24 protein-coding genes and 1 pseudogene are annotated in these 25,418 nt (G+C 68.8%); 14 read left to right on the plus strand and 11 right to left on the minus strand.

Features of this window, described 5'->3' with window-relative positions:
* Window positions 1-72 precede the first annotated feature (72 nt).
* Both AWC16_RS14790 and AWC16_RS14795 read right to left on the minus strand, forming a co-directional pair.
* Window positions 73-429 (minus strand): hypothetical protein, encoded by a 357-nt coding sequence (locus tag AWC16_RS14790; RefSeq protein ID WP_085265505.1) that lies wholly within the window; start codon window positions 427-429, stop codon window positions 73-75.
* An 81-nt stretch (window positions 430-510) separates the two neighbouring features.
* Window positions 511-834 (minus strand): hypothetical protein, encoded by a 324-nt coding sequence (locus AWC16_RS14795; protein ID WP_085265506.1) that lies wholly within the window; start codon window positions 832-834, stop codon window positions 511-513.
* A gap of 227 nt (window positions 835-1,061) precedes the next feature.
* Between AWC16_RS14795 and AWC16_RS14800 the strand changes: the two genes are divergently transcribed.
* A complete protein-coding gene (locus tag AWC16_RS14800) occupies window positions 1,062-1,793 on the plus strand; it encodes a hypothetical protein (RefSeq protein ID WP_133055948.1) in 732 nt (243 codons plus the stop codon).
* A gap of 296 nt (window positions 1,794-2,089) precedes the next feature.
* Window positions 2,090-2,398, plus strand: a complete 309-nt coding sequence (locus AWC16_RS14805) for a type II toxin-antitoxin system Phd/YefM family antitoxin (RefSeq protein ID WP_085265508.1) — start codon at window positions 2,090-2,092, stop codon at window positions 2,396-2,398.
* Between the two features lie 466 nt (window positions 2,399-2,864).
* Here the strand turns inward: AWC16_RS14805 and AWC16_RS14815 are convergent, their stop codons facing one another.
* The 3 genes from AWC16_RS14815 to AWC16_RS14825 form a co-directional block, all read right to left on the minus strand.
* Window positions 2,865-4,010 (minus strand): DUF4185 domain-containing protein, encoded by a 1,146-nt coding sequence (locus AWC16_RS14815; protein ID WP_085265510.1) that lies wholly within the window; start codon window positions 4,008-4,010, stop codon window positions 2,865-2,867.
* Window positions 4,011-4,072: 62 nt separating this feature from the next.
* Window positions 4,073-5,110: an aspartate-semialdehyde dehydrogenase gene (locus tag AWC16_RS14820; RefSeq protein ID WP_085265511.1), complete on the minus strand. Its 1,038-nt coding sequence runs from the start codon at window positions 5,108-5,110 to the stop codon at window positions 4,073-4,075.
* A gap of 2 nt (window positions 5,111-5,112) precedes the next feature.
* The gene (locus AWC16_RS14825; RefSeq protein ID WP_085265512.1) at window positions 5,113-6,378 is read right to left on the minus strand and encodes an aspartate kinase; all 1,266 of its coding nucleotides are present in this window, start codon (window positions 6,376-6,378) and stop codon (window positions 5,113-5,115) included.
* Window positions 6,379-6,665: 287 nt separating this feature from the next.
* Between AWC16_RS14825 and leuA the strand changes: the two genes are divergently transcribed.
* Window positions 6,666-8,474: a 2-isopropylmalate synthase gene (gene leuA / locus AWC16_RS14830; protein ID WP_085265513.1), complete on the plus strand. Its 1,809-nt coding sequence runs from the start codon at window positions 6,666-6,668 to the stop codon at window positions 8,472-8,474.
* Window positions 8,475-8,656: 182 nt separating this feature from the next.
* On the opposite strand, the gene AWC16_RS14835 is transcribed toward leuA, so the two are convergent.
* Entirely contained in the window at window positions 8,657-9,646 is a 990-nt protein-coding gene (locus AWC16_RS14835; protein ID WP_085265514.1) for a DEDDh family exonuclease, read from the minus strand.
* A gap of 75 nt (window positions 9,647-9,721) precedes the next feature.
* Here AWC16_RS14835 and AWC16_RS14840 point away from each other — a divergent pair, with 75 nt between their 5' ends.
* From AWC16_RS14840 to AWC16_RS14870, 7 genes are all read left to right on the plus strand, one after another.
* Entirely contained in the window at window positions 9,722-10,948 is a 1,227-nt protein-coding gene (locus tag AWC16_RS14840; protein WP_085265515.1) for a Mur ligase family protein, read from the plus strand.
* Complete coding sequence (locus AWC16_RS14845) at window positions 10,945-11,664, plus strand: type 1 glutamine amidotransferase (protein WP_085265516.1); 720 nt, start codon at window positions 10,945-10,947, stop codon at window positions 11,662-11,664. Before AWC16_RS14840 ends, AWC16_RS14845 begins: the two co-directional genes overlap by 4 nt.
* A 13-nt stretch (window positions 11,665-11,677) precedes the next feature.
* Window positions 11,678-12,979, plus strand: coding sequence for a PucR family transcriptional regulator (locus tag AWC16_RS14850; protein ID WP_085265517.1), 1,302 nt, complete (start codon window positions 11,678-11,680; stop codon window positions 12,977-12,979).
* A gap of 105 nt (window positions 12,980-13,084) precedes the next feature.
* Window positions 13,085-14,308 (plus strand): alkane 1-monooxygenase, encoded by a 1,224-nt coding sequence (locus AWC16_RS14855; RefSeq protein WP_085265518.1) that lies wholly within the window; start codon window positions 13,085-13,087, stop codon window positions 14,306-14,308.
* Window positions 14,308-14,481: a rubredoxin gene (locus AWC16_RS14860; protein WP_085265519.1), complete on the plus strand. Its 174-nt coding sequence runs from the start codon at window positions 14,308-14,310 to the stop codon at window positions 14,479-14,481. Before AWC16_RS14855 ends, AWC16_RS14860 begins: the two co-directional genes overlap by 1 nt.
* Entirely contained in the window at window positions 14,478-14,660 is a 183-nt protein-coding gene (locus tag AWC16_RS14865) for a rubredoxin (protein WP_013830921.1), read from the plus strand. The genes AWC16_RS14860 and AWC16_RS14865 overlap by 4 nt, the downstream gene beginning before the upstream one ends.
* A complete protein-coding gene (locus tag AWC16_RS14870) occupies window positions 14,657-15,829 on the plus strand; it encodes an NAD(P)/FAD-dependent oxidoreductase (protein WP_085265520.1) in 1,173 nt (390 codons plus the stop codon). Before AWC16_RS14865 ends, AWC16_RS14870 begins: the two co-directional genes overlap by 4 nt.
* On the opposite strand, the pseudogene AWC16_RS14875 reads toward AWC16_RS14870, so the two are convergent.
* The 3 genes and pseudogenes from AWC16_RS14875 to AWC16_RS14885 form a co-directional block, all read right to left on the minus strand.
* Window positions 15,826-16,158 (minus strand): annotated as a pseudogene (locus AWC16_RS14875) (DUF559 domain-containing protein); the annotation flags it as partial. The gene AWC16_RS14870 and the pseudogene AWC16_RS14875 overlap by 4 nt on opposite strands.
* A 96-nt stretch (window positions 16,159-16,254) precedes the next feature.
* Window positions 16,255-16,866 carry a recombination mediator RecR gene (gene recR / locus AWC16_RS14880; RefSeq protein ID WP_085265522.1) on the minus strand — a complete coding sequence of 204 codons (612 nt, stop codon included), beginning with the start codon at window positions 16,864-16,866 and terminating at the stop codon, window positions 16,255-16,257.
* Window positions 16,867-17,202 carry a YbaB/EbfC family nucleoid-associated protein gene (locus AWC16_RS14885; protein WP_085265523.1) on the minus strand — a complete coding sequence of 112 codons (336 nt, stop codon included), beginning with the start codon at window positions 17,200-17,202 and terminating at the stop codon, window positions 16,867-16,869.
* A 115-nt stretch (window positions 17,203-17,317) separates the two neighbouring features.
* On the opposite strand from AWC16_RS14885, the gene AWC16_RS14890 reads away from it, so the two are divergent.
* From AWC16_RS14890 to AWC16_RS14900, 3 genes are read left to right on the plus strand one after another with little or no spacing between them, the layout of a single operon-like run.
* A complete protein-coding gene (locus tag AWC16_RS14890) occupies window positions 17,318-18,091 on the plus strand; it encodes an Rv3717 family N-acetylmuramoyl-L-alanine amidase (protein ID WP_085265524.1) in 774 nt (257 codons plus the stop codon).
* 53 nt (window positions 18,092-18,144) lie between these two features.
* Entirely contained in the window at window positions 18,145-19,524 is a 1,380-nt protein-coding gene (locus tag AWC16_RS14895) for an FAD-binding oxidoreductase (RefSeq protein WP_085265525.1), read from the plus strand.
* Complete coding sequence (locus tag AWC16_RS14900; RefSeq protein WP_085265526.1) at window positions 19,521-20,816, plus strand: class I SAM-dependent methyltransferase; 1,296 nt, start codon at window positions 19,521-19,523, stop codon at window positions 20,814-20,816. The genes AWC16_RS14895 and AWC16_RS14900 overlap by 4 nt, the downstream gene beginning before the upstream one ends.
* An 11-nt stretch (window positions 20,817-20,827) precedes the next feature.
* Here AWC16_RS14900 and AWC16_RS14905 read toward each other — a convergent pair whose 3' ends face one another.
* Window positions 20,828-22,054 (minus strand): FAD-dependent oxidoreductase, encoded by a 1,227-nt coding sequence (locus tag AWC16_RS14905; protein WP_085265527.1) that lies wholly within the window; start codon window positions 22,052-22,054, stop codon window positions 20,828-20,830.
* A gap of 91 nt (window positions 22,055-22,145) precedes the next feature.
* Between AWC16_RS14905 and AWC16_RS14910 the strand changes: the two genes are divergently transcribed.
* On the plus strand, window positions 22,146-23,456 hold the full coding sequence (locus AWC16_RS14910; RefSeq protein WP_085265528.1) for a class I SAM-dependent methyltransferase: 1,311 nt from the start codon (window positions 22,146-22,148) through the stop codon (window positions 23,454-23,456).
* Window positions 23,457-23,460: 4 nt separating this feature from the next.
* On the opposite strand, the gene AWC16_RS14915 is transcribed toward AWC16_RS14910, so the two are convergent.
* The gene (locus AWC16_RS14915; protein WP_085265529.1) at window positions 23,461-25,407 is read right to left on the minus strand and encodes a DNA polymerase III subunits gamma/tau; all 1,947 of its coding nucleotides are present in this window, start codon (window positions 25,405-25,407) and stop codon (window positions 23,461-23,463) included.
* Window positions 25,408-25,418 lie beyond the last annotated feature (11 nt).

Raw genomic sequence — 25,418 nt, forward strand, 5'->3', positions numbered from 1 at the left:
GTTTGGCTCAAAGCGTTGGACTCTCAGCGCCGCCGATCTGGCGGTTTCCCATGCCCCCGAGGCCTCGCCCGGTCAGCGGTGCGGCGGGGCCGACGGCTGGGGTGGCGGCGGGCCCCCGGGTCCACCGGGACCGTTGCCCGGGCCGGCAGGCCGGAAACCGGGCCAGCCCCATTCATCGCCCGGGCCTGCGGGACCGAAGCCTGGGCCCATCGGCGGGCCGTGATGCATCATGCACGGCCCATGGCGGTGATGGTGCCCGCGGAAGCCACCATCGCTGAGGTAGGCACCGGTGCCGAAGATCACCGCGGCGATGAAGACCGTTCCAGCGACGATCACCACCCATGCCGCGGCTTGGTAGAGCCGGTTGGGTTTAGCCGGCGGCGATGGCGGAGGAGGCGGCGGTGGAGTGGGTGCTGGCGACTCGCTCATACCGATCCATCATGCCCCAGAACGACGCCGGCCGCCGCCCTTCGGGAGGGGCGGCGGCCGGGTGTTCGTGGCCGGACCGGGTTACCGGCCGGGCGTGGGTGCCGGGGACTGGGTGCCGGGCGGCGGCAGCTCACCGGGTCCCGGACGGTCCGGACCGGGCCCCATCGGCCCCGGGCCGCGGTGGGGGCCCTTGTGGAACATCGCGTGGTGGCCGTGATGTCCGTGGCAGTGGTGCCCGCGCGGACCGCCGTTGCTGGCCCAGACTCCGGCGAAGAAGATCGACAACACGATGAAGACGATCCCCGCGACGGTCACGACCCAGGCGGCAAGCCGGTAGAGCCAGTAGGGCTTGGGCTCACCCGGCGGTACGGGTGGGGTGGCTGTGGTTCCGGGAGTTTCGCTCATGGTTGGCATCTTGCCGGGGCGAACACCCGCTACCGCTAGGTCTTGGCTATGCGCCAGCTATGAGCCGACGGCCCCACGTCGCACCGAAGAGGCGTCCCAAGGGGCTCCTTCCTATAGAAGAAGTCAGAAGAACCAGGGAAAACCCTGTATCGCTGCCGTGCTTTTCCCTCCTATCGTCGGCGCTACTACCAGCCACCAGGGCGGGGACCGTAGGGGAAGGCACGAAGATGCGGAATCTGGAGCGCATAGGCAGTCTCGGCATGCTGGCACTGGGACTGGGGGTCGGAGCGGCACTGGCGGCGACACCGATCGCTTCCGCCGCGCCATCCTCAACTGACGGCGGGGCCGGCGCCCTTGGCGTCGCCGGCGCGTTTGCCGCCGCAGGCATCGGCGATGCGGTTGCCACGGTGGGCACTGCGGCCGCCACAGGGCCGACTCTCCCCGACGACTTCGGCAGCTTGGCTATCTCGGTCAGCGGGATGTCGTTGCTGTCCCTGGGCTCCGCGACTGCGAGCTCAAGCTTCGGCAACATCGCGATCGCCTACGGCGACAACTCCAACGCCAACGCCATGAGCGGCTTCTTCAACTACGCCTCGGCCATGGGCGTGCAAAGCAACGCGATGGCCGGAGCCGGCGGATCCTTCAACTACGCCGCCGCTGCCGGCCACTGGGCCAGCGCTAACGCGGGCTGGGGCAGCGGCAATGTGGCCACCGCGACCGGGGACCACGCCGTGGCCTACGCGGGCTCGGGGGTCGGAGACGCCGTCTACGACAGCGACTTCAACAACGCCACCGCCGAGGGCTACCAAGCCATCGCCTACGCCGGCTGGGACGGGAGCAGCAATAACGTGGCGAGCGCCATTGGGGACGGTGTCGTCGACTACGCACCGGAGGTCGTGCCCCCGAGCGCCGACGCGACCGACTTCTGGTCCGACCTGTGGAGCCTGTTCAGCAACTGACCCTGCGGGAATCAGGCCTGCAACTAGGGCTTGAAGAGATTGACCGGCGACGTTGGCAACAAGTGTGGTGCGCTGAGACTACTGCGGAAGGAGGCAGGGGCAAGGGCAGAACGTGGGCGCTATGTTCCGTCAACTGGCTTGCCCGACGCGGCCGCGTCCCGGTGGCCACACCAACACCGCCACCACCGCGAGGTCGGCTCGTCAGGTTCCGCTTCTTGCAGGTAAATCGGTTGCTAGTCGATCTGTGACAAAATCGAGGTAGAAAACTACCTGTAATTCTATCTAGACTCCTAGACATGATGATCGATCACCGTGACGTTGTTAGCGTCACCGAACTTGCGAACCGCAGCTCTCGGCTAGTTGCCGACGCCGCGCAGGGACGCGACGTCATCATCTCTAAAAACAACCGTCTCACGGCCGTGCTTGTGGGTATCGACCGGTTGCAGGAACTGGAAGACCGTGAAGAGAACCTGGCGCTGTTGTCTCTGGCAGTGACTCGAATGGCAACTGACAACGGCAACCGAACCGACTTGGACGACTTCATAGCAGAGCTGGGCCTTACCGACGATGTGGCCGCGATTGAGGGCGAGGACGAGGACGACTAACCCGCCATGGCCCGCGTCCAACTGACCGACGATGCGAAGGATGACATCCGAGGCCTCGATGGTTCAGTTAGAACTCGGGTCCTGAAGGACCTCAAGAAACTTGAAGTCTCCCCGTCTCAGCGCGGCGATCCCTTGGGCTCCCGGAACAGTGGGAACCTAACCGGGCTTCGAAAGTTGTACGTCGGCCCCAACAAGGGATATCGCGCAGTTTTCGCAGCTGAGGGCGACGACTTGGCCGTAGTGATGGTGGTAGCGGCGCGTGCCGACGCCGAGTGCTACGAGATGGCGGTAGCACGGCTAACGCTGATGTCTGACCAAAACCAGCAGAGTGAGATGGTCGGCCTACTGAGGTCGATAATGGGCCACTGACTCCCTACGCAGCCCTGTGCATCCAGCTGTGCCGGGCGGGGATGACCCGGATCGGTGGTTGTTCCCCAGCGCCGCCTACGGTCACGGATGCCTGAAATTAGCCCGCTGACCAGGGCTTGAACGGGTTCACCGCAAACTGGATCACCCGGTAGGGCGCCCGGTCGCGCGGTTGGGTGTTCCATTGGCTGACGAACACCCGCAGCTCGTCGAGGGTCGATCCCGGGGAGATGTAGCCGCCGTAGGGCTGGGCCAGCCGATTGTCGAACGGTGACGGCAAGGTCTCGGCGGGCACCGGCCAGTCCGGCCACTCGGCGTGCTGCACCACCGTGGTCACCGGGGCGGTCCCCAGTCCGGTCGGGTCGTAGGCCACCCGCACTTCCATGTTCCCGGTGGTGCCGTTGAAGTAGGACAGCACCGGCTTGCCGTCGACCTGGCGCAGGCTGAGCTCGCCGATCTGGTCGTTCCACAGCGGCGTGGGCTTGCGGCCCCAGCCTGCTCCGGCCGCCCAGCCCTGCCAGGCGGACCGGTCGGTGAACTTCTCCGGCGTGGCCCGGTAGAGCGTGACCGATGCGCTGCGGTCGAAGTTGTTGGCCACCAAGTACACCCAGCCCGTGGCCGAGTCCGGCGTCGGGATCGGATCGTAGTAGCCGCTGATCTGAGACTGGCCGAAATCCTGGTAGGAGGCCGCCCGCACCGATCCCGGCACCGTCTGCCAACCCGGCTGCGCCGGATCGGCTTTCACCAGACGCGACGTCTGCGGCACCAACATCTTGGTGGTGGTCACCATCAGATAGTTGGTCCGATTGATCGACACGATTCCGGCCGGCAACTGTGAACACCCGGACGGCGACGGATCGGCCAGCAACGGCCTGTCCACCCCGATCACGCCGGTGTAGCGCACCCCGTCGGGGTCGTCGACCGAGTCCGGGTCCAGACGCAGCGCGATCGGCGAATACCAGCCGCCGTAGCCGACGCCTTGACCGGCGAAGCTGTCCCCGCAGATCTGCAGCGCCGCGCTGGGGAACTCCATGAACTCGCACAGGTCGGTGGCGCCGATGCCGTAATCGCCGGTGGGCGTGCCGGTCCCGGCGCTGGGACCGATCCGGACCACTTGGCCCTCAGCCAGCGGCCACAGCACCGGACGCGGGATTGGTGCGGGCGGCTCTGCGCTGGCAGACCACGGACCGATCGCGAGCGCCGCTACCGCTAAAGTCACCGCCACGGACCCCGCCGAGCGTGCCATCAGCGCGAGATCTTCGGCGATTCTTCGCGCTGAGTACACGTTCGGCGGCCTGAAAGGTTGCGCTAAGACCCAGCCAGCAGCTCGGCGATCTGAATCGTGTTGAGCGCCGCGCCTTTCCGCAGGTTGTCTCCGGAGACGAACAGCGCCAGACCGCGCCCGTCGGGAGCGCCGGGGTCGACCCGGATCCGCCCCACCAGCGAGTCGTCGGCGCCGGCGGCGGCCAACGGCGTGGGTACGTCCGTCAGCGTCACTCCCGGTGCGGCGGAAAGCAGCTCGGCGGCCCGCTGCGGGGAGAGCGGCCGGGCGAACTCGGCGTTGATCGACAGCGAGTGCCCGGTGAACACCGGCACCCGAACGCAGGTACCGCTCACCAAAAGCTCTGGGATACCGAGGATCTTGCGGCTCTCGAACCGCAGCTTCTGGTCCTCATCGGTCTCACCCGAGCCGTCGTCGACCAGCGAACCCGCCAATGCCACCACGTTGAACGCGATGGGTGCGACGTACTTGTCCGGCGGCGGGAAGTCGACCGCGCCGCCGTCGTGCACCAACTGCTCTGCGCCGTCGGCAACCGCACGGATCTGCGACGCGAGCTCCTGCACCCCGGCCAGCCCACTGCCCGAAACAGCTTGGTAGGTCGAGACGACCAGCCGGGTCAGGCCGGCCTCGTCGTGCAGGGGCTTGAGCACTGGCATCGCGGCCATCGTCGTGCAGTTCGGGTTGGCGATGATGCCCTTTTTGAGGGTCACCCCGCGCACGTCGCGGTCGAAGTTCACCTCGGAGACCACCAGCGGAACGTCCGGATCCTTACGCCACGCCGACGAGTTGTCGATCACCGTGACCCCGGCGGCGGCGAACCGCGGTGCCTGCACTCGCGACATCGTCGCTCCGGCGGAGAACAGCGCGATATCCAGCCCGGCCGGGTCGGCGGTCTCGGCGTCCTCGACCTCGATCTCGGCACCGCGGAACGGCAACTTGCGCCCGGCAGAACGCGCCGAGGCGAAGAATCGCACCTCCTCGGCGGGGAAATTGCGTTCCTCCAACAGGGCGCGCATCACCTGGCCGACCTGGCCGGTCGCGCCCACCACACCGATGGAAACCATGGTCAGCGCCCCGTCCCGCCGTAAACGGTGGCCTGCTCGTCACTGCCGAGGCCGAACGCCTCATGCAGCGCGACGACGGCCTTGTCCAGGTCGGATTCGGCGCACAGCACCGAGATCCGGATCTCGGAGGTGGAGATCAGGTCGATGTTGACCCCGTTGTCGGCCAGCGTCTCGCAGAACGTGGCCGTCACGCCGGGGTGGCTGCGCATCCCGGCACCGATCAGCGACACCTTGCCCACCTCCGCGTCGTAGAGCACCTCGGTGAAACCGATCTCGCTCTTGAGCGATTCCAGCTTGGCCACCGCGGCCGGACCGTTGTCGCGCGGGCAGGTGAAGGTGATGTCGGTCTTGCCGTCCTCGATCTTCGAGACGTTCTGCAACACCATGTCGATGTTGATGTCGGCGTCGGCGACGGCGCGGAAGATCTTGGCCGCGTAGCCGGGCAGGTCGGGGATACCGACCACGGTCACCTTGGCTTCGCTGCGGTCGTGCGCGACTCCGGTCAGGATGGCGTCTTCCATGGGGATGTCCTTGATCGATCCGGAAACGATGGTGCCCGGCTTGTCCGAGTAGGACGACCGGACGTGGATGGGCAGGTGGTAGCGGCGGGCGTATTCCACGCAGCGCAGCATCAGCACCTTGGCGCCGCACGCGGCGAGTTCGAGCATCTCCTCGAAGGTGACGGTGTCGAGCCGGCGGGCGTTGGGCACGATGCGCGGGTCGGCGCTGAAGATGCCGTCGACGTCGGTGTAGATCTCGCAGACGTCGGCGTTCAGCGCCGCGGCCAGCGCCACCGCGGTGGTGTCCGAACCGCCCCGGCCCAACGTGGTGACGTCCTTGGTGTCCTGGCTGACGCCCTGGAAGCCGGCGACCAGCACCACCTGGTCTTCGCCGAGCGCGGCCTGCAGCCGGCCCGGGGTGACGTCGATGATCTTGGCCTTGCCGTGTGCACCGGTGGTGATGACGCCGGCCTGCGAGCCGGTGAAGGAGCGGGCGTTGCAGCCCAGTTCTTCCACGGCCATGGCCACCAGGGCGTTCGAGATCCGCTCGCCGGCGGTGAGCAGCATGTCCAGTTCGCGGGCCGGCGGCTCCGAACACACCTGCTGGGCGAGATCCAGCAGGTCATCGGTGGTGTCGCCCATCGCCGAGCAGACCACGACGACCTCGTTGCCGGCCGTCTTGGTCTCGACGATGCGCTCGGCGACCCGGCGGACCCGGTCGGCGTCGGCCACCGACGATCCGCCGTATTTCTGCACGACGAGCGCCACGGTCGTCCTTTCCGCCGATATGTCTGTTAGGGCCTCAATAGAACCTCAACAAGAATAGGGGAAGGCCTCCGCCCGTTCACTCTGCGTCCAGGGCTGCAACGTGCGAGTACGTCCCGCCCTGGCCGCAGAATCAACGTGTAGACTGATCCGCGTGCTGCGCGCGCTCCTGCTCGGACGCCGCGACGGGGTCTGACCAAGACCGGCTTCCCGTCGCGGGTTTCGCCGATGCGCCGGTCTGAGTCCCTTTGACAAGTCCTGTCAAGCCCTGACGAGCCGGAGCAAACACCGTGACTACCTATTCCAACCCGGACGCCTTCACGTCCGCCCGCGCCATCACCAAACCATCGGGCCCGCGAGGCCCAGGCCAGCCCACCTGGAACGCCCAGCGAGGCTCGGCGATGCCGGTGAACCGATACCGCAGCTTCGCCGACGAGGTCGAACCGATCACGCTGCCCGACCGCACCTGGCCGGACCGCGTCATCGAACGTGCCCCGCAGTGGTGCGCGGTCGACCTGCGCGACGGCAACCAGGCACTGATCGACCCGATGAGCCCGGCCCGCAAGCGCCGGATGTTCGACCTGCTGGTGGCGATGGGCTACAAGGAGATCGAGGTCGGGTTCCCGTCGGCCAGCCAGACCGACTTCGACTTCGTCCGCGAGATCATCGAGGCCGACGCCGTACCCGAGGACGTCACCCTGCAGGTGCTGACCCAGTGCCGCGATGAGCTGATCGAGCGCACCTTCGAGGCGTGCGCGGGTGCCCCGAACGTGATCGTGCACTTCTACAACTCCACGTCGATCCTGCAGCGGCGGGTGGTGTTCCGCGCCGACCGGGACGCGGTGCAGGCCATCGCGGTGGCCGGGGCACGCAAGTGCCTGGAGGAGCAGGCCAAGTATCCGGGCACCCGGTGGCGCTACGAGTACTCGCCGGAGTCCTACACCGGGACCGAGCTGGAGTACGCCAAGGCGGTCTGCGACGCCGTCGGCGACGTCATCGAGCCGACGCCGGACAACCCGATCATCTTCAACCTGCCGGCCACCGTGGAGATGGCCACCCCGAACGTCTACGCCGACTCGATCGAGTGGATGCACCGCAACCTGAAGCGACGCGACTCGGTCATCCTGAGCCTGCACCCGCACAACGACCGCGGGACCGCGGTCGCCGCGGCGGAGCTGGGGTATCAGGCCGGCGCGGACCGGATCGAGGGCTGCCTGTTCGGCAACGGCGAGCGCACCGGCAACGTCTGTCTGGTGACGCTCGGGCTGAACCTGTTCTCCCGCGGCGTGGACCCGCAGATCGACTTCTCCAACATCGACGAGATCCGCCGCACCGTCGAGTACTGCAACCAGCTCAACGTTCCCGAGCGCCACCCCTACGGTGGCGACCTGGTCTACACGGCGTTCTCCGGCAGCCACCAGGACGCCATCAACAAGGGCCTGGACCAGATGAAGATCGATGCCGATGCCGCCGACTCCGACGTCGACGACATGCTCTGGCAGGTGCCGTACCTGCCGATCGATCCCCGTGACGTGGGCCGCACCTACGAGGCGGTGATCCGGGTCAACTCGCAGTCCGGCAAGGGCGGCGTGGCGTATGTGATGAAGACCGACCACGGCCTGGTGCTGCCGCGCCGGCTGCAGATCGAGTTCTCGCGTGTGATCCAGCAACTGACCGACGGCGAGGGCGGCGAGGTCACGCCGAAGGAGATGTGGGACGCCTTCGCCGAGGAGTACCTGAACCCGGTACGCCCGCTGGAGCGGATGCACCAGAAGCTGATCGCCGCCGAGACCGACGACGGCACCGACCGCATCGAGGCCACGGTCTTGGTCGACGGGGTGGAGACCGAGATCACCGGCTCCGGCAACGGTCCGCTGGCCGCGTTCGTCGACGCTTTGGGCGATGTCGGGGTGCACGTCCACGTGCTGGACTACTCCGAGCACGCGATGAGTTCCGGCGAGGAGGCTCAGGCTGCGGCGTACGTGGAGGCGCAGATCGATGGCCGGACCGTGTGGGGCGTCGGGATCGCGTCGTCGATCACCACGGCGTCGCTGCGGGCGGTGGTCTCCGCGGTGAACCGGGCGGCCCGGCTCGGCTGAGACCGGTTCCGCTCGCAACGTCCGCCCCACGGGTAACCAGGGGTTGGTATGTGTGTTGCGCCCGCGTATGAGCGACAACCGACGTTATGTCAGATCGAGCGCCGGGAGCTCCCCCCGATTTACTTGACATAACGTCGGTTGTCGCTCATAGGTGGGCAAATCCCATGCCCCCGTAGGTGCGGTCAGAACAGCGAGATCTGCTCGCCGGCGGCCCCGGCGTCGACGAACTCCTCGATGCCGGTGCCGTCAACCACGCGATCGACGCACGCCATGAAGTCCTGATCGGAGACCGTCGGCACGCCGAGTTCCCGCGCCTGGTAGCCCTTGCCCTGCTCGGGCCGATCCTCGTTGCAGATCACCAGCGAGGTGTGGGTGTCGACGACGTCGCTGTAGGCCAGCCCGGCATGCAGGATGCGTTCGACGAGTTCCTCGTGGGTGCGGGTGCACTCCGCTGACAGCGCCACCCGCATGCCCTGCACCAGCGGACGGCCGCGTATGTAGCGGCCGGGGTTGAGGTAGGCGCACGGCATCCGTGACGCCAGCGCCTTGAGCGGCCGCAGTTCGTCGTGGGTGATCCGGCCGTTGGGCCAGCGGCTGCGGGTCACCGGCCGCACCGGCAGCCACACATCCCGCTCCCGGGCTCGCTGCAGGGCGGGCTCCAGCACCCCGGCCAACACCCGGGCGTCGTCAAGCGCGTCGTGCGCCCGAGTCTGCACCACGCCCCAGTGCGCGGCCAGCGTCTGCAACCGCAGGTTGGCCAGCCCCAGGTCCAGCCGCCGGGCCAGCTCCAGGGTGCACATCACCGAGTCGACGGGCAGCTCGGCGCCGGCCATCTCGGCTTCGGCCGCCAGGAACGTGTAATCGAAGGCCACGTTGTGCGCCACCAGGGTGCGGCCGGCCAGCAGCGCGGCGACCTCGTCGACGACGTCGGCGAACTGCGGCTGGCCCGCCAGCATCTCGGCGGTGAGGCCGTGCACGTGGGTGGGGCCCGGGTCGGTGCCCGGGTTGAGCAGATGCGACACCGATCGCTCCACCCGGCCGTCGGCGTCGAGTGCCAGGGCGGCCACGCTGAGCACGCGGGCCTGCCCGGGCCGGAATCCCGACGTCTCCACGTCCACGACGACCCAGCCGTCGCCGGACTCGCGGGCCGGGCGACCCCACCGAGCAGTCATGCCATGAGGATGGCATGCCGGTCGGACGATGGCCGGGCGGCGAGGGCCCGTGTCGGGGCAATTTAAACTCACCGGGTGATCACCGCCCGTGGACGCCTCGCGCTCGCCGCCGGAGCAGGCGCCCGGTGGGCGTCGCGCGTCACCGGCCGCGGCGCCGGCGCGATGATCGGCGGCCTGGTCGCGATGACGCTGGACCGCTCGATTCTGCGTCAGCTCGGCACCGGACGGCGCACCGCGATCGTCACCGGGACCAACGGCAAGTCCACCACCACGCGCATGATCGCCGCCGCATTGGCGGACCTGGGGTCGGTGGCCACCAACTCCGAGGGCGCCAACATGGACGCCGGGCTGGTGTCGGCGCTGGCCGTCGACCGAACCGCCGGGCTGGCAGCACTCGAGGTCGACGAGATGCACGTCCCACACGTGCTGGACGCGGTGGACGCCGCGGTGATCGTGCTGCTCAACCTGTCCCGGGATCAGCTGGACCGGGTCGGTGAGATCAACGCCGTGGAGCGGGCGCTGCGCGCCGGCCTGGCCCGTCATCCGCAGACGGTGGTGGTGGCCAACTGCGACGACGTGCTGATGACCTCGGCCGCCTACGACTCCCCCAACGTGGTCTGGGTGGCCGCGGGCGCCGGCTGGTCGGGCGACTCGGTCAGTTGTCCGCGCAGCGGCGAGGTGATCGATCGCCGCGACGGCCACTGGCAGTCCTCCGGAATCGACTTCAGCCGGCCCACCCCGCAGTGGTGGTTCGACGACGACTCGCTCTACGGACCGGACGGGCTGGTGCTGCCGATGCGGCTCGCGCTGCCCGGCACCGTCAACCGCGGCAACGCCGCCCAGGCCGTCGCCGCCGCGGTCGCCCTGGGCGCCGATCCCGTCAAAGCGGTGGCCGCCGTCTCCGCGGTCGATGAGGTGGCCGGCCGCTACCGCCGCGTGCAGGTCGGCGACCACAGCGTGCGGATGCTGCTGGCCAAGAACCCGGCCGGCTGGCAGGAGGCACTGTCGATGGTCGACAAGCATGCCGCCGGGGTGGTGATCGCCGTCAACGGGCAGGTGCCCGACGGGGAGGACCTGTCCTGGCTGTGGGACGTGCGCTTCGAGCACTTCGAGGACACCGCCGTGGTAGCCGCCGGCGAGCGCGGCACCGACCTGGCGGTGCGGCTGGGCTACGCCGGGGTGCAGCACACCCTGGTGCACGACACCCTGGAGGCGATCGCGTCCTGCCCGCCCGGGGAGGTCGAGGTGGTCGCCAACTACACCGCGTTCCTGCAACTGCAGCGGAGGTTGGGCGACTCATGAGCAGGTCTGACCCGGTGCGGATCGGGCTGGTACTGCCCGATGTGATGGGCACCTACGGTGACAGCGGCAACGCGGTGGTGCTGCGGCAACGGCTGCTGCTGCGCGGGATTCCCGCCGAGATCGTCGAGATCACCCTGGCAGACCCGGTGCCCGAATCCCTGGACCTCTACACCCTGGGCGGCGCCGAGGATTACGCCCAGCGGCTGGCCACCCGGCATCTGATCACCCACCCCGGATTGCAGCGGGCAGCCGAGCGCGGGGCGCCTGTCCTGGCGATCTGCGCGGCCGTCCAGGTGCTCGGGGCCTGGTATGAGACCTCGGCCGGGGAACGGGTCGACGGGGTCGGTCTGCTGGATGTGACCACCTCTCCGCAGGACGTCCGCACCATCGGCGAGGTGGTCGGCACTCCGCTGTTGGCGGGGTTGTCGCAGCCGCTCACCGGCTTCGAGAACCACCGCGGCGGCACCGTGCTGGGTGCGTCGGCGGCACCCCTGTCGAAGGTGACCAAGGGCGCGGGCAACAAGGCCGGCGACGGGTTCGACGGCGTGGTGCAGGGCAGCGTCGTCGCCACCTATCTGCACGGGCCGTGCCTGGCCCGCAACCCGGAGCTGGCCGATCTGCTGCTGTCGAAGGTGGTCGGCGAGCTGGCGCCGCTGGAACTGCCCGAAGTGGATGTGTTGCGTCGCGAACGTCTGGCCGCGCCCCGGCGGGTCTGACTACGGTCGGACTATGACCGATCAGAGGGCCGATCAGAGCGCCGTTGCGCAAGCCGCGATCGGTATCTCGCAGCGGCTCTACGACCACCTTGCCGAGACGATCGGTGTCATCGAGGATCTGGTCGCCAGGGAGTCACCGGAGTTGACCGGAGACTCACCGCTGCTGCAACTGCTGCATGAGACCGTGGCCGCGAACGTCGACGCGTACTTCTCGGCGATCCGGCACAACATCCCGGTCGCGGAGATCGCCGCGCCCCCCGTCGCGCTCGAACACGCCCGCCGGCTGGCCCAGCGCGGGGTGCCGGTGAACGCGTTGGTGCGTGGTTACCGGCTGGGGCACTCGGAGGCGCTGCGGCTGGTACTCGAGGAGATCCGCGCCGCCGAGCTGGAGCCGGATCTGAGCCTGAGTGTGCTGGGCACGATGTCGACGCTGATGTTCGGCTATATCGACGAGATGTCGCAGCAGGTGGTCGCCGTCTACCAGGCCGAGCGGGAACGCTGGCTGGAGAGTCGAAATGCGGTGCGCGCCTTGCGGGTCCGTGAGATCCTGGCCGGCGAGAGCCTGGACGTCGACGCGATGACGACCGCGATCCGCTACCCGCTGCGGCGCACTCACGTCGCAGTGGTCGTGTGGTACCCGGAAGCCGGCGGGGACAAGCTGGCCGCGGCGGAGGGTTTCATCAAACAGCTCGCCGACACGCTGGCGGTGCATGGTCCGCCGCTGTTCGTCCCAGCCGACAGCACCACCGGGTGGGCGTGGCTTCCGCTGCCGTCGGCCGCCGGGGGCGACCCCGGAGCCGACGTGGTGCAACACATCCGCGCCTGCGCGCAAACCGCGGACGGCGAACCGTGGGTGGCGATCGGTGATCCGCTGCCCGGCGTGGAGGGCTTCCGACGATCCCATCAGCAGGCCCTGGCGGCACACACGCTGGCGGTCGCCTCGGGTGCGGCCGCGAATCGCGTCACCGCGGCCGGTGATCCCGGCCTCTCTGCCGCCGCACTGCTCGGCGGTGACAATCTGGCCGCTGCACGGGCCTGGGTGACCGAGGTGCTCGGCCCGCTGGCCTGCGACACCGAGGGCGACGAGCGCCTGCGCGACACCCTGCGGGTGTTCCTGCGGACCGGTTCCAGCTTCAAGGCGGCCGGCGAGCAGCTGCACTTCCACGTCAACACCATGAAGTACCGGGTGCAGCGCGCGATCGAACGCCGCGGCCGCCCGATCGCCGAAGACCGCCTCGACGTCGAGATCGCCCTGCTGCTCTGTCAGTGGTACGGAACGAGCGTGTTGTCGCCCTTGTCTCCCGGAGACGAATAGCCGGCCGAATTCCAGCCGCTCGGGACGAGCGAGCACCCAGCGGCGCTACCTAACGTCAGTCACATCCAAAAACATGGTGTGACCACGACGAAAGGTTGAAATGCGATGAGCACCGAAGTGGCCGGCAAACCGGCGATCTGGCAGGACAAGAAACGTCACCTGTGGCTGTTGGGCCTGATAGTGCCCACCATGATGTTTCTGGTGCTGCCGCTGGTGTGGGCGATGAACAAGGCCGGCTGGCACACCGCGGCGCAGCTGCCGTTGTACATCGGGCCGATCCTGCTCTACGTGATCCTGCCGGTGCTCGACCTGTGGATCGGGGCCGACGGACAGAACCCGCCGGATGAGGTGATGGCCGCGCTGGAGAACGACAAGTACTACCGGTACGCGACCTACGCCTACATCCCCTTCCAGTACGCCAGCGCCATCCTGGGCGCCTACCTGTTCACCGCGTCGGACCTGGGCTGGCTGGGCTTCGACGGATCGCTGGGCTGGCTGGGCAAGATCGGCGTGGCGATGTCGGCGGCGACGGTGGCCGGAGTGGGTATCAACACCGCCCACGAGTTGGGTCACAAGCGGGAGTCGCTGGAGCGGTGGCTGGGCAAGATCACCCTGGCCCAGGTCTGCTACGGGCACTTCTACGTCGAGCACAACCGCGGCCACCACGTGCGGGTGGCCACCCCCGAGGACCCGGCTTCGGCCCGCTTCGGTGAGACGTTCTGGGAGTTCCTGCCGCGCAGCACCTGGGGCGGCATCCGCTCGGCGTGGGAGCTGGAGGCGGCTCGGATTCGCCGGACCGGCAAGAACCCGTGGGACCCGCGTACCTGGCCGGGCAACGACGTACTCAACGCGCTGGCCATGTCGGTGCTGTTCTGGGGCGTGATGATCGCGGTGTTCGGTGTCGCGCTGATCCCCTACGTGCTGATCAACGCCTTCTACGGGTCGTCGCTGTTGGAGTCGGTGAACTACCTTGAGCACTACGGGCTGGTGCGCCAGAAGCAGGCCAGCGGCCGCTACGAGCGCTGCACACCGCAGCACAGCTGGAACTCCGACCACATGGTCACCAACCTGTTCCTCTACCACCTGCAGCGGCACAGCGACCACCACGCGAACCCGACCCGGCGCTACCAGACGCTGCGCAGCTTCGAGGACTCGCCGAACCTGCCGGCCGGCTACGGGGCCCTGATCGGGGTGACCTACTTCCCGCAGGTGTGGCGCAAGCTGATGGACCACCGGGTGCTCGAGCACTACAACGGCGACATCACCCTGGCCAACATCTCGCCGCGCCGCCGGGAGAAGATCCTGGCCCGCTACCAGGCGGCAGCCTGATGGCCGGCTATGAGTGCCCGGGCTGCGGCTACGTCTACGACGAGGCCACCGGGGAGCCCCGAGAGGGGTTCCCCGCCGGCACGCCCTGGCAGCAGGTTCCCGACGACTGGACCTGCCCGGACTGCGCGGTACGCGAAAAACTGGATTTCGAACTGATCGGAGAGAACTCATGAACGACTACAAACTGTTCCGCTGCCTGCAGTGCGGCTTCGAGTACGACGAGGCGCTGGGCTGGCCGGAGGACGGCATCGAGCCCGGCACCCGGTGGGCCGACATCCCCGAGGACTGGAGCTGCCCGGACTGCGGAGCGGCCAAGGCCGACTTCGAGATGGTGGAAGTGGCCCGGTCATGAGCGGCGTGGTCATCGTCGGGGCGGGCCTGGCGGCGGTTCGCACCGCCGAACAACTCCGCCGCAACGGCTACCGCGATCCGATCACCATCGTCGGCGCCGAAGCGCACGCACCGTATGACCGTCCGCCACTGTCCAAGGAGATGCTGCGCGGCGAGGTCGAGACTGTGGCGCTCAAGCCGGCCGCGTTCTACGAGGACAACGGCATCACCTTGCGGCTCGGCTGCCCGGCCCGCACCGTCGACGCGGCGGCCCACACCGTGACGCTGGCCGACGGGGAGGTGCTGGGCTACGACCAGCTGGTGATCGCCACCGGCCTGGTGCCCCAACGTATTCCGTCCTTTGGCGACCTGGACGGCATCTTTGTGCTGCGCTCGCTCGACGACTGCGTGGCGCTTCGCCACCGTGCGGCGGGCGCGCGGCGCGCCGTCGTGATCGGCGCGGGTTTCATCGGGTGTGAGGTCTCGGCCAGCCTGCGCAACTCCGGTGTCGAGGTGGTGCTGGTGGAGCCGCAGGCCACCCCGCTGGCATCCGTATTGGGTGAGCAGGTCGGGGCATTGATCACCCGGTTGCACCAGGACGAGGGTGTTGACGTGCGCACCGGCGTGCGGGTGGACTCCGTCTCCGGCGGCGAATGCATCGAGTCAGTGACACTGTCCGACGGGTCGGTCATCGAGGCCGACCTGGTGGTCGTCGGCATCGGGTCACGCCCCGCGGCGGACTGGCTGGCGGGCAGTGATGTCGCCGTGGCCGACGGCGTCGTCTGCGACGCGGTCGGGCGGACCAGCGCCGGTGACGTCTGGGCTATCGGCGACGTGGCGTCCTGGCGGGACGAGACCGGCGCCCAGATCCGCGTCGAACACTGGAGCAACGTCGCCGAACAGGCCAGGACCCTGGTGTCAGCGATGTTGGGTTCGGCGGCGCCGGCTCAAGCGGGCGTGCCGTACTTCTGGAGCGACCAGTACGACGTCAAGATCCAGTGCCTGGGTCGTCCGCGGACCGGCGACACCGTGCATCTCGTGGAAGATGACGGCCGCCGCTTTCTCGCCTACTACGAGCGCGACGGGGTGCTGGTCGGTGTGGTGGGCGCGGGCATCCCGGAGAAGGTCCGGTCGGCCCGCGCCAAGATCGCGGCCGGAGCGGCGATCTCCGAAGTGCTGCAACCGGTTTAGGGGCGCCAGCCACGGGAGAGCAGGGCATTCCGGGTACGCCGAATGACGTCGACGGGATCGTCCTCATTGATCACCCGGATATTGATCCAGCCCATGCTTTCCAGCTTGCGCTGGCGCTTGTGGTCCTTGACGTACTGCGGGCGGTCCTTCTGGTGGTGGTCCCCGTCGTACTCGGCGGAAACCCGGTAGTCCTCCCAACCCATATCGAGAAAGGCGAACGGCCAGTAGCGGCCGTCATACACCGGGATCTGGGTGGTGGGGATGGGTAAGCCCGCATCGATCAGCAGCAGCCGCAGCCAGGTCTCCTTGGGTGAGGCGGCGCCAGATTCTGCGGGCACCGTCTGACACCCCGCCGAGACCGACGTTTTGCAGGAAAAGTGCGAGAAGCGACCTGCAAAACGTCGGTTTCGCGGGCAAAAGCAGATTCAAGCCATGGCGCGGCGGCCGGTGAACGCCCGGCCCAACGTCAGCTCGTCGGCGAACTCCAGGTCACCGCCCATCGGCAGTCCGGAGGCCAGGCGCGTCACACTCAGGCCGGGGATGTCCCGCAGCATCCGCACCAAGTAGGTGGCGGTGGCCTCGCCCTCGGTGTTGGGGTCGGTGGCGATGATCACCTCGCTGACGTCGATGCCGTCGACCCGCTCCCCGACCCGGTTCAGCAGCTCGCGCACCCGCAACTGCTCCGGCCCGATCCCCGACAACGGGTCCAGCGCGCCGCCCAGCACGTGGTAGCGGCCGCGGAACTCCCGGGTGCGCTCGATGGCGGCGACGTCCTTGGGCTCCTCGACGACGCAGATCTGGGCGAAGTCGCGGCGGGGGTCCGCACAGATCCGGCAGCGCTGCGCGTCGGAGACGTTGCCGCACACCTCGCAGAACTGCACGCCGTCGCGCACCTTGGTCAACACCGCGGTGAGCCGGTCGATCTCCGGCGGCTCCACCGACAGCAGGTGAAAGGCGATCCGCTGGGCGCTTTTGGGTCCGATGCCCGGCAGCTTGCCCAGCTCGTCGATCAGGTCCTGTACCGGACCCTCAAACACCTAGGCCCCCGGCACGCCGAGCGCATTGCCCATCCCGCCGGCCAGCGGTGACAGCCGCTCCTGGGCCAGGGCGTGGGCCTTCTTCGACGCGTCGGTGAGCGCTCCCACCAGCAGGTCCTGCAGCGTCTCGATGTCGCTGGGGTCGACCACCTTCGGGTCGATCTGCACGGCGAGCACCTGGCCGCTGCCGTTGGAGGTGACTTTGACCAGGCCGCCGCCGGCTTCGCCGTGCACCTGGGCGACGGCCAGCTCCTGCTGCGCCTGCAGCAGTCGCTGCTGCATCTGCTGGGCCTGGGCCAGCAACGCCGACATGTCGGGCGGGCCTCCTGGTTGCATGACACTCCCCTTGCGTTGTCGTCGGTGGTCTCGACTGGGTTGCGGCTTGGTTTCAGCTGGAGACCCGATGCGTGTGAGATTCCCAGCCTAGTCGGCGTCGGCCTACGTTGGCGGCGTGCGTGTACCAGTGCTCTCGCGTGTCGGTATCGCGATCACCACCGGCGTGGTGGTGGCCGCCGCGGTGCCGAGCGCCCCGGTGACTCCCTTGGCCTCGGCGGCGCCGCCCAACATCGCCGGCATGATCGTGTTCCTCGACCCCGGGCACAGCGGCGCAGGCGACCCCGCGGCCCTGGGACGCCAGGTGCCCAACGGCCGGGGCGGCACCAAGAACTGCCAGACCAGCGGCACCGCCACCAACTCCGGTTATCCCGAGCACAGCTTCGCCTGGGACACGACGCTGCGGATCCGGCAGGCCCTCAACTCGGCGGGGGTCCGCACCGCCATGTCCAGGGGCGATGACAATGGGCCGGCGCCGTGCGTCGACGAGCGTGCCGCGATGGCCAACTCGCTGCACCCGAGCGCGATCGTGTCGATCCACGCCGACGGCGGCCCGGCCACCGGCCGCGGGTTTCACGTCAACTACTCCGCACCTCCGCTCAACCCGGCCCAGGAAGGCCCGGCGGTGCGGTTCGCCCAGGTGATGCGGGGACAGTTGCAGGCCGCGGGCATTCCGCCGGCCAACTACATCGGCGCCGACGGGTTGAAGGGGCGCGCCGACCTGGCCGGGCTGAACCTGGCCGAATACCCGTCGGTTCTGGTCGAGCTGGGCAACATGAAGAACCCGGCCGACGCCGCCCTGATCGAGAGTCCGGGCGGCCGGCAGCGCTACGCCGACGCCGTGGCCCGCGGCGTCGCCGCATTCCTGAGCGGCCAGGCTCTGGTGCCCTAACCGCCGCTCCGCTTGCGTGCATGCCCGGCTGTCGGCCGCTAGCGTGGTGGGTGATGTCCGTTCGGCCGGCCGACGCACCGACATCCCACGCGCGGGGGGTGCAACGGCTGCTGGACAGCTACCGGGCCATCCCGGCCCACGCCTCGGTCCGGCTGGCCAAGCCCACCTCCAACCTTTTCCGGATGCGCGCCAAACGCCATGCGCCGGGTCTGGACACCTCGGGTCTGGTGAGCGTCCTCGCCGTCGACCCGGACAGCCGCACCGCCGATGTCGACGGTATGTGCACCTACGAGGACCTGGTCGCCGCCACCCTCCGGTACGGCCTGAGCCCGCTTGTGGTCCCGCAGTTGAAGACGATCACGCTGGGCGGTGCGGTCAGCGGCCTGGGGATCGAGTCGGCGTCGTTCCGCAACGGGCTGCCGCACGAATCGGTGCTGGAGATGGACATCCTCACCGGCGGCGGCGAGCTGCTGACCGTCTCGCGGCACCAGCACGAGGACCTGTTCCGGGCATTCCCGAATTCCTATGGCACGTTGGGCTATTCAACCCGGCTGCGGATCGAGCTGGAACCGGTCAAACCGTTTGTGGCGTTGCGGCACATCCGGTTTGAGTCCCTGGGCGAGCTGGTGGCGACCATGGACCGCATCATCGACACCGGCGGGCTCGACGGGGTCGCGGTGGACTACCTCGACGGGGTGGTGTTCTCCCCCGCCGAGAACTACCTGTGCGTCGGCATCGAGACCGACACCCCCGGCGCCGTCAGTGACTACACCGGCCAGCAGATCTACTACCGCTCGATCCGGCACGCGCACGGGATCAAAGACGACCGGCTGACCATCCACGACTACCTGTGGCGCTGGGACACCGACTGGTTCTGGTGCTCACGGGCATTCGGGGCGCAGCGCCCGCTGGTGCGGCGCGCCTGGCCGCGGCGCTACCGGCGCAGCAGCTTCTACTGGAAGCTGATCGGCTACGACCAGCGGTTCGGCATCGCCGATCGGATCGAGAAGCGGCACGGCCACCCGCCGCGGGAACGGGTGGTCCAGGACATCGAAGTGCCGCTGGAACGCTGCGGAGAGTTCTTGGACTGGTTCTTCACCCACGTCCCGATCGAGCCGGTGTGGCTGTGCCCGCTGAGGCTGCGCAACGAGGAGCACTGGCCGCTGTACCCGATCCGGCCGAACCGCACCTACGTCAACGTCGGGTTCTGGTCCTCGGTCCCGGCCGGCGCCACCGAGGGGGCCACCAATCGCCTGATCGAGGCCAAGGTGAGCGAACTCGACGGCCACAAGTCGCTGTACTCCGACGCCTACTACACCCCCGCGGAGTTTGACGAGCTCTACGGCGGTGAAACCTATCGGACGGTCAAGCGGACCTACGACCCCCAGTCGAGGCTGCTGGATCTCTACGACAAGGCGGTGCGACGACGATGACCACCTACAAGGAGCAGACTCACACCGGCCGGCTGAGCCTGGCCGAGGTGCTGGAGGTCCTGTCCACCGACGGCCGCCTGCCGCTGCGCTTCACCGCCTACGACGGCAGCAGCGCCGGGCCCGACGACGCCACCCTGGGGCTGGACCTGCTGACGCCGCGCGGCACCACCTACCTGGCCACCGCGCCGGGCGATCTGGGCATGGCCCGCGCCTACATCTCCGGAGACCTGGGGGTGCACGGGGTGCATCCCGGCGATCCCTACCGGCTGCTCAAGGCGCTCGCTGACGAACTGCACTTCAAGCGGCCCTCGCCGCGGCTGATGGCCAACATCGTGCGCTCGATCGGAATCGAGCACCTGGTGCCGATCGCACCGCCTCCCCAAGAGGCCCTCCCCCGGTGGCGGCGCGTCGCGGAAGGATTGCGGCACAGTAAGAATCGCGATGCCAGTGCTATTCAGCACCACTACGACGTCTCCAACGACTTCTACGAATGGGTGCTGGGTCCGTCGATGACCTACACCTGCGCGGTCTACCCGGACCCGGACGCGACGCTGGAGCAGGCCCAGGAGAACAAGTACCGGTTGGTCTTCGACAAACTGCGGCTGCGGCCGGGCGATCTGCTGCTCGACGTGGGCTGCGGCTGGGGCGGCATGGTGCGCTACGCGGCGCGCCACGGGGTGCGGGCCATCGGTGCGACGCTCTCAGCCGAGCAGGCGCGGTGGGCGCAGCGCGCGATCGCCGACGACGGCTTGTCCGAACTGGCCGAAGTGCGGCACTGCGACTACCGCGACGTCCGCGAGTCCGATTTCGACGCGGTCTCCTCGATCGGGATGACCGAACACATCGGCGTCGCCAACTACCCGGCCTACTTCGGGTTCCTCAAGTCCAAGCTGCGTGCCGGCGGCCTGCTGCTCAACCACTGCATCACCCGGGCGGACAACAAGTCCAGCGCGACAGCGGGTGACTTCATCGACCGCTACGTGTTCCCCGACGGGGAGCTGGCCGGGTCGGGCCGCATTACCAGCGAGATTCAGGACGCCGGCCTGGAGGTGCTGCACACCGAGAACCTCCGCAACCACTACGAGCTGACCCTGCGGGATTGGTGCGCAAACCTGGTGGCGCACTGGGACGAGGCCGTTGCCGAGGTCGGATTGGCTACCGCGAAGGTCTGGGGGCTGTACATGGCCGGTTCACGACTGGGCTTCGAGCACAACGTGATTCAGCTGCACCATGTGCTGGCCGTCAACGGGAGCAATGCCGGTCTGCCGTTGCGCCCGTGGTGGCGGCCCTAGCGGTTTCGGCCTTAGAAGCGCCGGGCGAAGGCCGGGGCCCGCTCCGGACGCACCCCGACCCCGACCAGGTAGGCCGGAATGGCGGCGATCCACGGAAGCCTGGCGACCAGAGCTCCCAAACCGGCTGGCGGGCTTAGGTTTTTGCCGCGCAGGATCGCGTCCAGCCCCCGGTGCGCCACCCGCTGAGCCGTTTGGGTCACAACGGTGGGCAGCGTTCGGCGCCGCTGCACGGCGGCCAGATCACGCAGGGTGAGCCGGCCCTGCAGCAGCGGTTCGGCCAGGATGGTCGCGGCAGCCACCGCGTCCTGCACCGCCAGGTTGATGCCGACACCGCCCACCGGTGACATCGCGTGCGCGGCGTCACCGATGCACAGCAGTCCGTCGATGCTCCAGTGCCGCAACCGATTCACCCGGACATCCAGGTGTTTGACGTCGTCCAACGTACGCAGCGCCTGCACCGAATCCGCCGCATCGGGAATGAGTTCGACGACGTCGCGGCGGAACGCTTCGATTCCGCGCGCCCTCATGTCCGCGTCGGTGCCCTTGCGCCCCAGGTAGGCCACCTGAAAGTAGCCCTGGCGCGGAATCATGATCGCCGCCCGGCCCGGGCCGAGCCGGGGCAGCAGGGTGGGTTCGGCGTCGCGGTCGTTCGGCAGCCGGAACCACCACACGTCGAAGTTCACCGGAAACTCGCGGGCGTTCAGACCGGCTTCGTGTCGCGCGATCGACCATCGGCCGTCGCAGGCCACGGTGAGGTCGGCGCGCAGTTCGCCGGGGCCGTCGGGGTCCCGGTAGCGCACTCCGGCCACCCGGCCGTTCTCGTGCAGCAGACCGGTGACCTCGGTCTGCATCCGCAAGGTGAACGTCGGCTCGGTCTGCGCGGCCTCGGCGAGCAGATTGAGCAGGTCCCACTGCGGCACCATCGCGATGTACGGGTGCGGCTGGCGACGCAGCCGGCCGAAGTCGACCATGGTGACCTCGCGCCCGGCCACGTCGAGGGTGACCTGGTGGATCTCGCTGTAGGCCAGCGTGGCAAAGCGCTCCCACAGCCCCAGTTCGTCGAGAAGCCGCAGCGTGGTGGGGTGCACGGTGTCGCCACGGAAGTCGCGCAGGAAGTCGGCGTGCTTCTCCAGCAACGTCACCTCGACGCCGGCACGGGCCAGCAGCAGGCCGAGCACCATGCCCGCGGGACCGCCGCCGACGATTGCGCAGCTGGTGGTGTCGGCCGTGTTGCCCATCGGGGTGCCAGGTTACGCGTGTTTGAGGTGGCGTCCGCGCGGTTATCCGCATCTGGGTTAGGGGACACACGATGCCAGGGGGAGCACCACCATGTTGAAAACGCTTACGAAGGACGCCCAGACCACCACGAACGGCAAGCTGGGGTTGGCCGAGGTTCTGCGACTGCTCTCCGGCGGGGGCCAACCGCCGGTCAAGGTCACCGCCTATGACGGCAGCAGTGTCGGTCCTGACGACGCCGAGCTGGCCGTGGACCTGCTGAACCCACGGGCCACCACTTATCTGGCCACGTCACTCGGTCAACTGGGGATCGCCCGGTCCTACATCGCAGGCGATCTGGAACTGCGCGGCGTGCACCCGGGAAACCCCTACGAGATGCTCAAGGCCCTGGCAGACCTGGAATTCAAACAGCCGTCGCCGCAGACGCTCGTCAACATCGTCCGCTCGATCGGCCTGAAGCACCTGAAGCCGATCGCGCCGCCACCGGAGGAAGCGCCGGCCAAGTGGCGCCGCACCGCGGCGGGGTTGCGCCACTCCAAGGCCCGCGACGCGGCCGCGATCCACCACCACTACGACGTGTCCAACACCTTCTACGAATGGGTGCTGGGCCCCTCGATGACCTACACCTGCGCGATCTACCCGAGCGCCGACGCGACGCTGGAGGAGGCCCAGGAGAACAAGTACCGGCTGATCTTCGAGAAGCTGCGCCTGCAGCCGGGTGACCGCCTGCTCGACGTGGGCTGCGGGTGGGGCGGCATGGTGCGCTACGCGGCGCGGCGCGGTGTGCGCGCCATCGGAGCGACACTCGCGGCCGAACAGGTCGCGTGGGGTAAGCAGGCGATCGAGGCCGAGGGGCTGTCCGACCTGGCCGAGGTGCGGCACTGCGACTACCGCGACGTCGGTGAATCCGATTTCGACGCGATCTCCTCGATCGGGCTCACCGAGCACATCGGGGTGAAGAACTACCCGTCCTACTTCAGGTTCCTCAAGTCGAAACTGCGCACCGGTGGCCTGCTGCTCAACCACTGCATCACGACGGCGGACAATTCGGTCTACAAGGGCGACCCCTTCACCGACCGGTACGTCTTCCCCGACGGCGAGATCACCGGCGTGGGGAGCATCATCGCCGAGATCCAGCAGACCGGTTTCGAGATCCTGCACGAGGAGGACTTCCGGCTCCACTACGCCAGGACGTTGCGCGCCTGGTGCCAGAACCTGGTCGACCATTGGGACGAGGCCGTCGCCGAGGTCGGACTGGGCCGCGCCAAGGTGTGGGGTCTGTACATGGCGGCGTCGGTACTCGGCTTCGAGCGCAACCAATGTCAGTTACACCACGTGCTGGCCAGCAACGTCGACGACCACGGCCGCGACGACCTGCCGATGCGGCCCTGGTGGACTCCCTAGGCGGTCAGTCGCCGCCGATGCGACGGGCGCCCAGTTCGTTCTGCAACAACTCCAGCGCGGCCTCTTCGGGGTCGCGGCGCGGCGCGGGGTCCGCGGAGGCATCTCCGGCAGCCTCGGCCAGCATGGCCTCCTCGTCGGCCTGCCGAACCGAGTCCGCCTCGACCGGTGCGGGTGCGGCCTCCCGGCCCGCCTCCGGGGGCGGTCCCCCGGCCTCGCAACGCACCCGCCAGTTCACCCCGAGGGCGTCCTTGAGCGCCTCGGTGATGACATCGGTGTTGCGCGGTTCGGAGAGTCGCCTGGCCAGCGAGGCTGTTCCGTGGGTCAGCACCAGGGTGTTGCCGTCCACCGTGCGCACGGTCGCGTCGGCCAGCATCGCTTCGGTGGAGCGGCTGCGCTGACGCACCTTTTCGCGCACCGTGGTCCACATCGCGCGCACGGCGGCGACGTCGGGTTCGCCCGGGGTTGTTGCCGCGGCAGGGACCGGTGTTGGGGGCGGCGCGGGTTCCGGTTCGGGCCGCGGCGCCGGCGGTGGGACGGGCTCGGGTTCGGGTGTGGGAGCCGGAGCAGCCACCGGCTCGGGTGCGGCCGGAGGTGTGGGCGCAGGGGCGGGCTCGGGCGCCTGGGAGCGGCGAGTGAACTGCTTGCCGGCCGGGGGCGACGAGCCCTCGGGCGAGGAGAGACCCGGTCGCACAGACCCGGCCGGGGGCGACGAGCCCTCGGGCGAGGAGAGACCCGGCCGCATAGACCCGGCCGATGGGCCGGCCGACCCCGCCGGGATCGACATGTCCAGCCGGCCCTCGATGCGCTCCACCCGCTGCAGCAGCGCAGCTTCGGTGTCGGCGGCCGAGGGCAGCAGCAGCCGGGCGCACACCACCTCCAGCAGCAGCCGGGGGGCGGTCGCGCCACGCATCTCACCGAGGCCGGCGTGCACCACCTCGGCGTAGCGGGCCAGGGTGGCCGGCCCCAGCCGGGCGGCCTGCTCATGCATCCGCTCGAGCATGTCCTCCGGCGCGTCGACCACACCCTTGGCCACCGCGTCCGGAACGGCCTGCAGCACGATCAGGTCCCGGAACCGCTCCAGCAGGTCGATGGCGAACCGGCGCGGGTCGTGGCCGGCGTCCACAACCGCCTCCACCGCCCCGAACACCGATGCGGCATCCCCGGCCGCCAGCGCATCGACAGCCTCATCGATCAGAGCGACGTCGGTGGCGCCCAACAGGCCCAGCGCCCGCTGATAGTGGACGTGATCAATGCCGGACTCGTCCTTCTCCGATCCGGCCAGCAGCTGGTCGAGCACCGACAGGGTGTCACGCGGCGATCCGCCGCCGGCGCGGATCACCAGTGGATACACCGCGTCGTCGACGGCGACGTGTTCCTGCTCGCAGATCCGCCCGATCAGCTCACGCATGGTCCGCGGGGCCAGCAGCCGGAACGGATAGTGGTGGGTGCGTGACCGGATGGTCGGCAGCACCTTCTCCGGCTCCGTGGTGGCGAACACGAAGATCAGGTGGTCGGGCGGCTCCTCGACGATCTTGAGCAGCGCGTTGAATCCCGCGGTGGTCACCATGTGCGCTTCATCGATGATGAAGATCCGGTAGCGCGACTGGGCCGGAGCGTAGAAGGCGCGATCCCGCAGATCCCGGGTGTCGTCCACCCCGCCGTGGCTGGCCGCGTCGAGTTCGACGACGTCGATGCTGCCCGGCCCGTTGGGGGCCAGCGCCACGCAGGAGTCGCATGTCCCGCACGGCGTGGGAGTGGGGCCCTGCGCACAGTTCAGCGACCGGGCCAGGATCCGCGCCGACGACGTCTTGCCGCAGCCCCGCGGCCCGGAGAACAGATAGGCGTGGTTGATCCGGCCCGCCGACAGCGCGGTGCACAGCGGTTCGGTGACGTGCTCCTGCCCCACCACTTCGGCGAAGGTTGCCGGCCGGTACTTGCGGTAGAGCGCCACGCCAGCAGGGT

The organism is Mycolicibacter longobardus (assembly GCF_002102265.1).
In the GTDB taxonomy this organism is placed as follows: Bacteria; Actinomycetota; Actinomycetes; order Mycobacteriales; family Mycobacteriaceae; genus Mycobacterium; species Mycobacterium longobardum.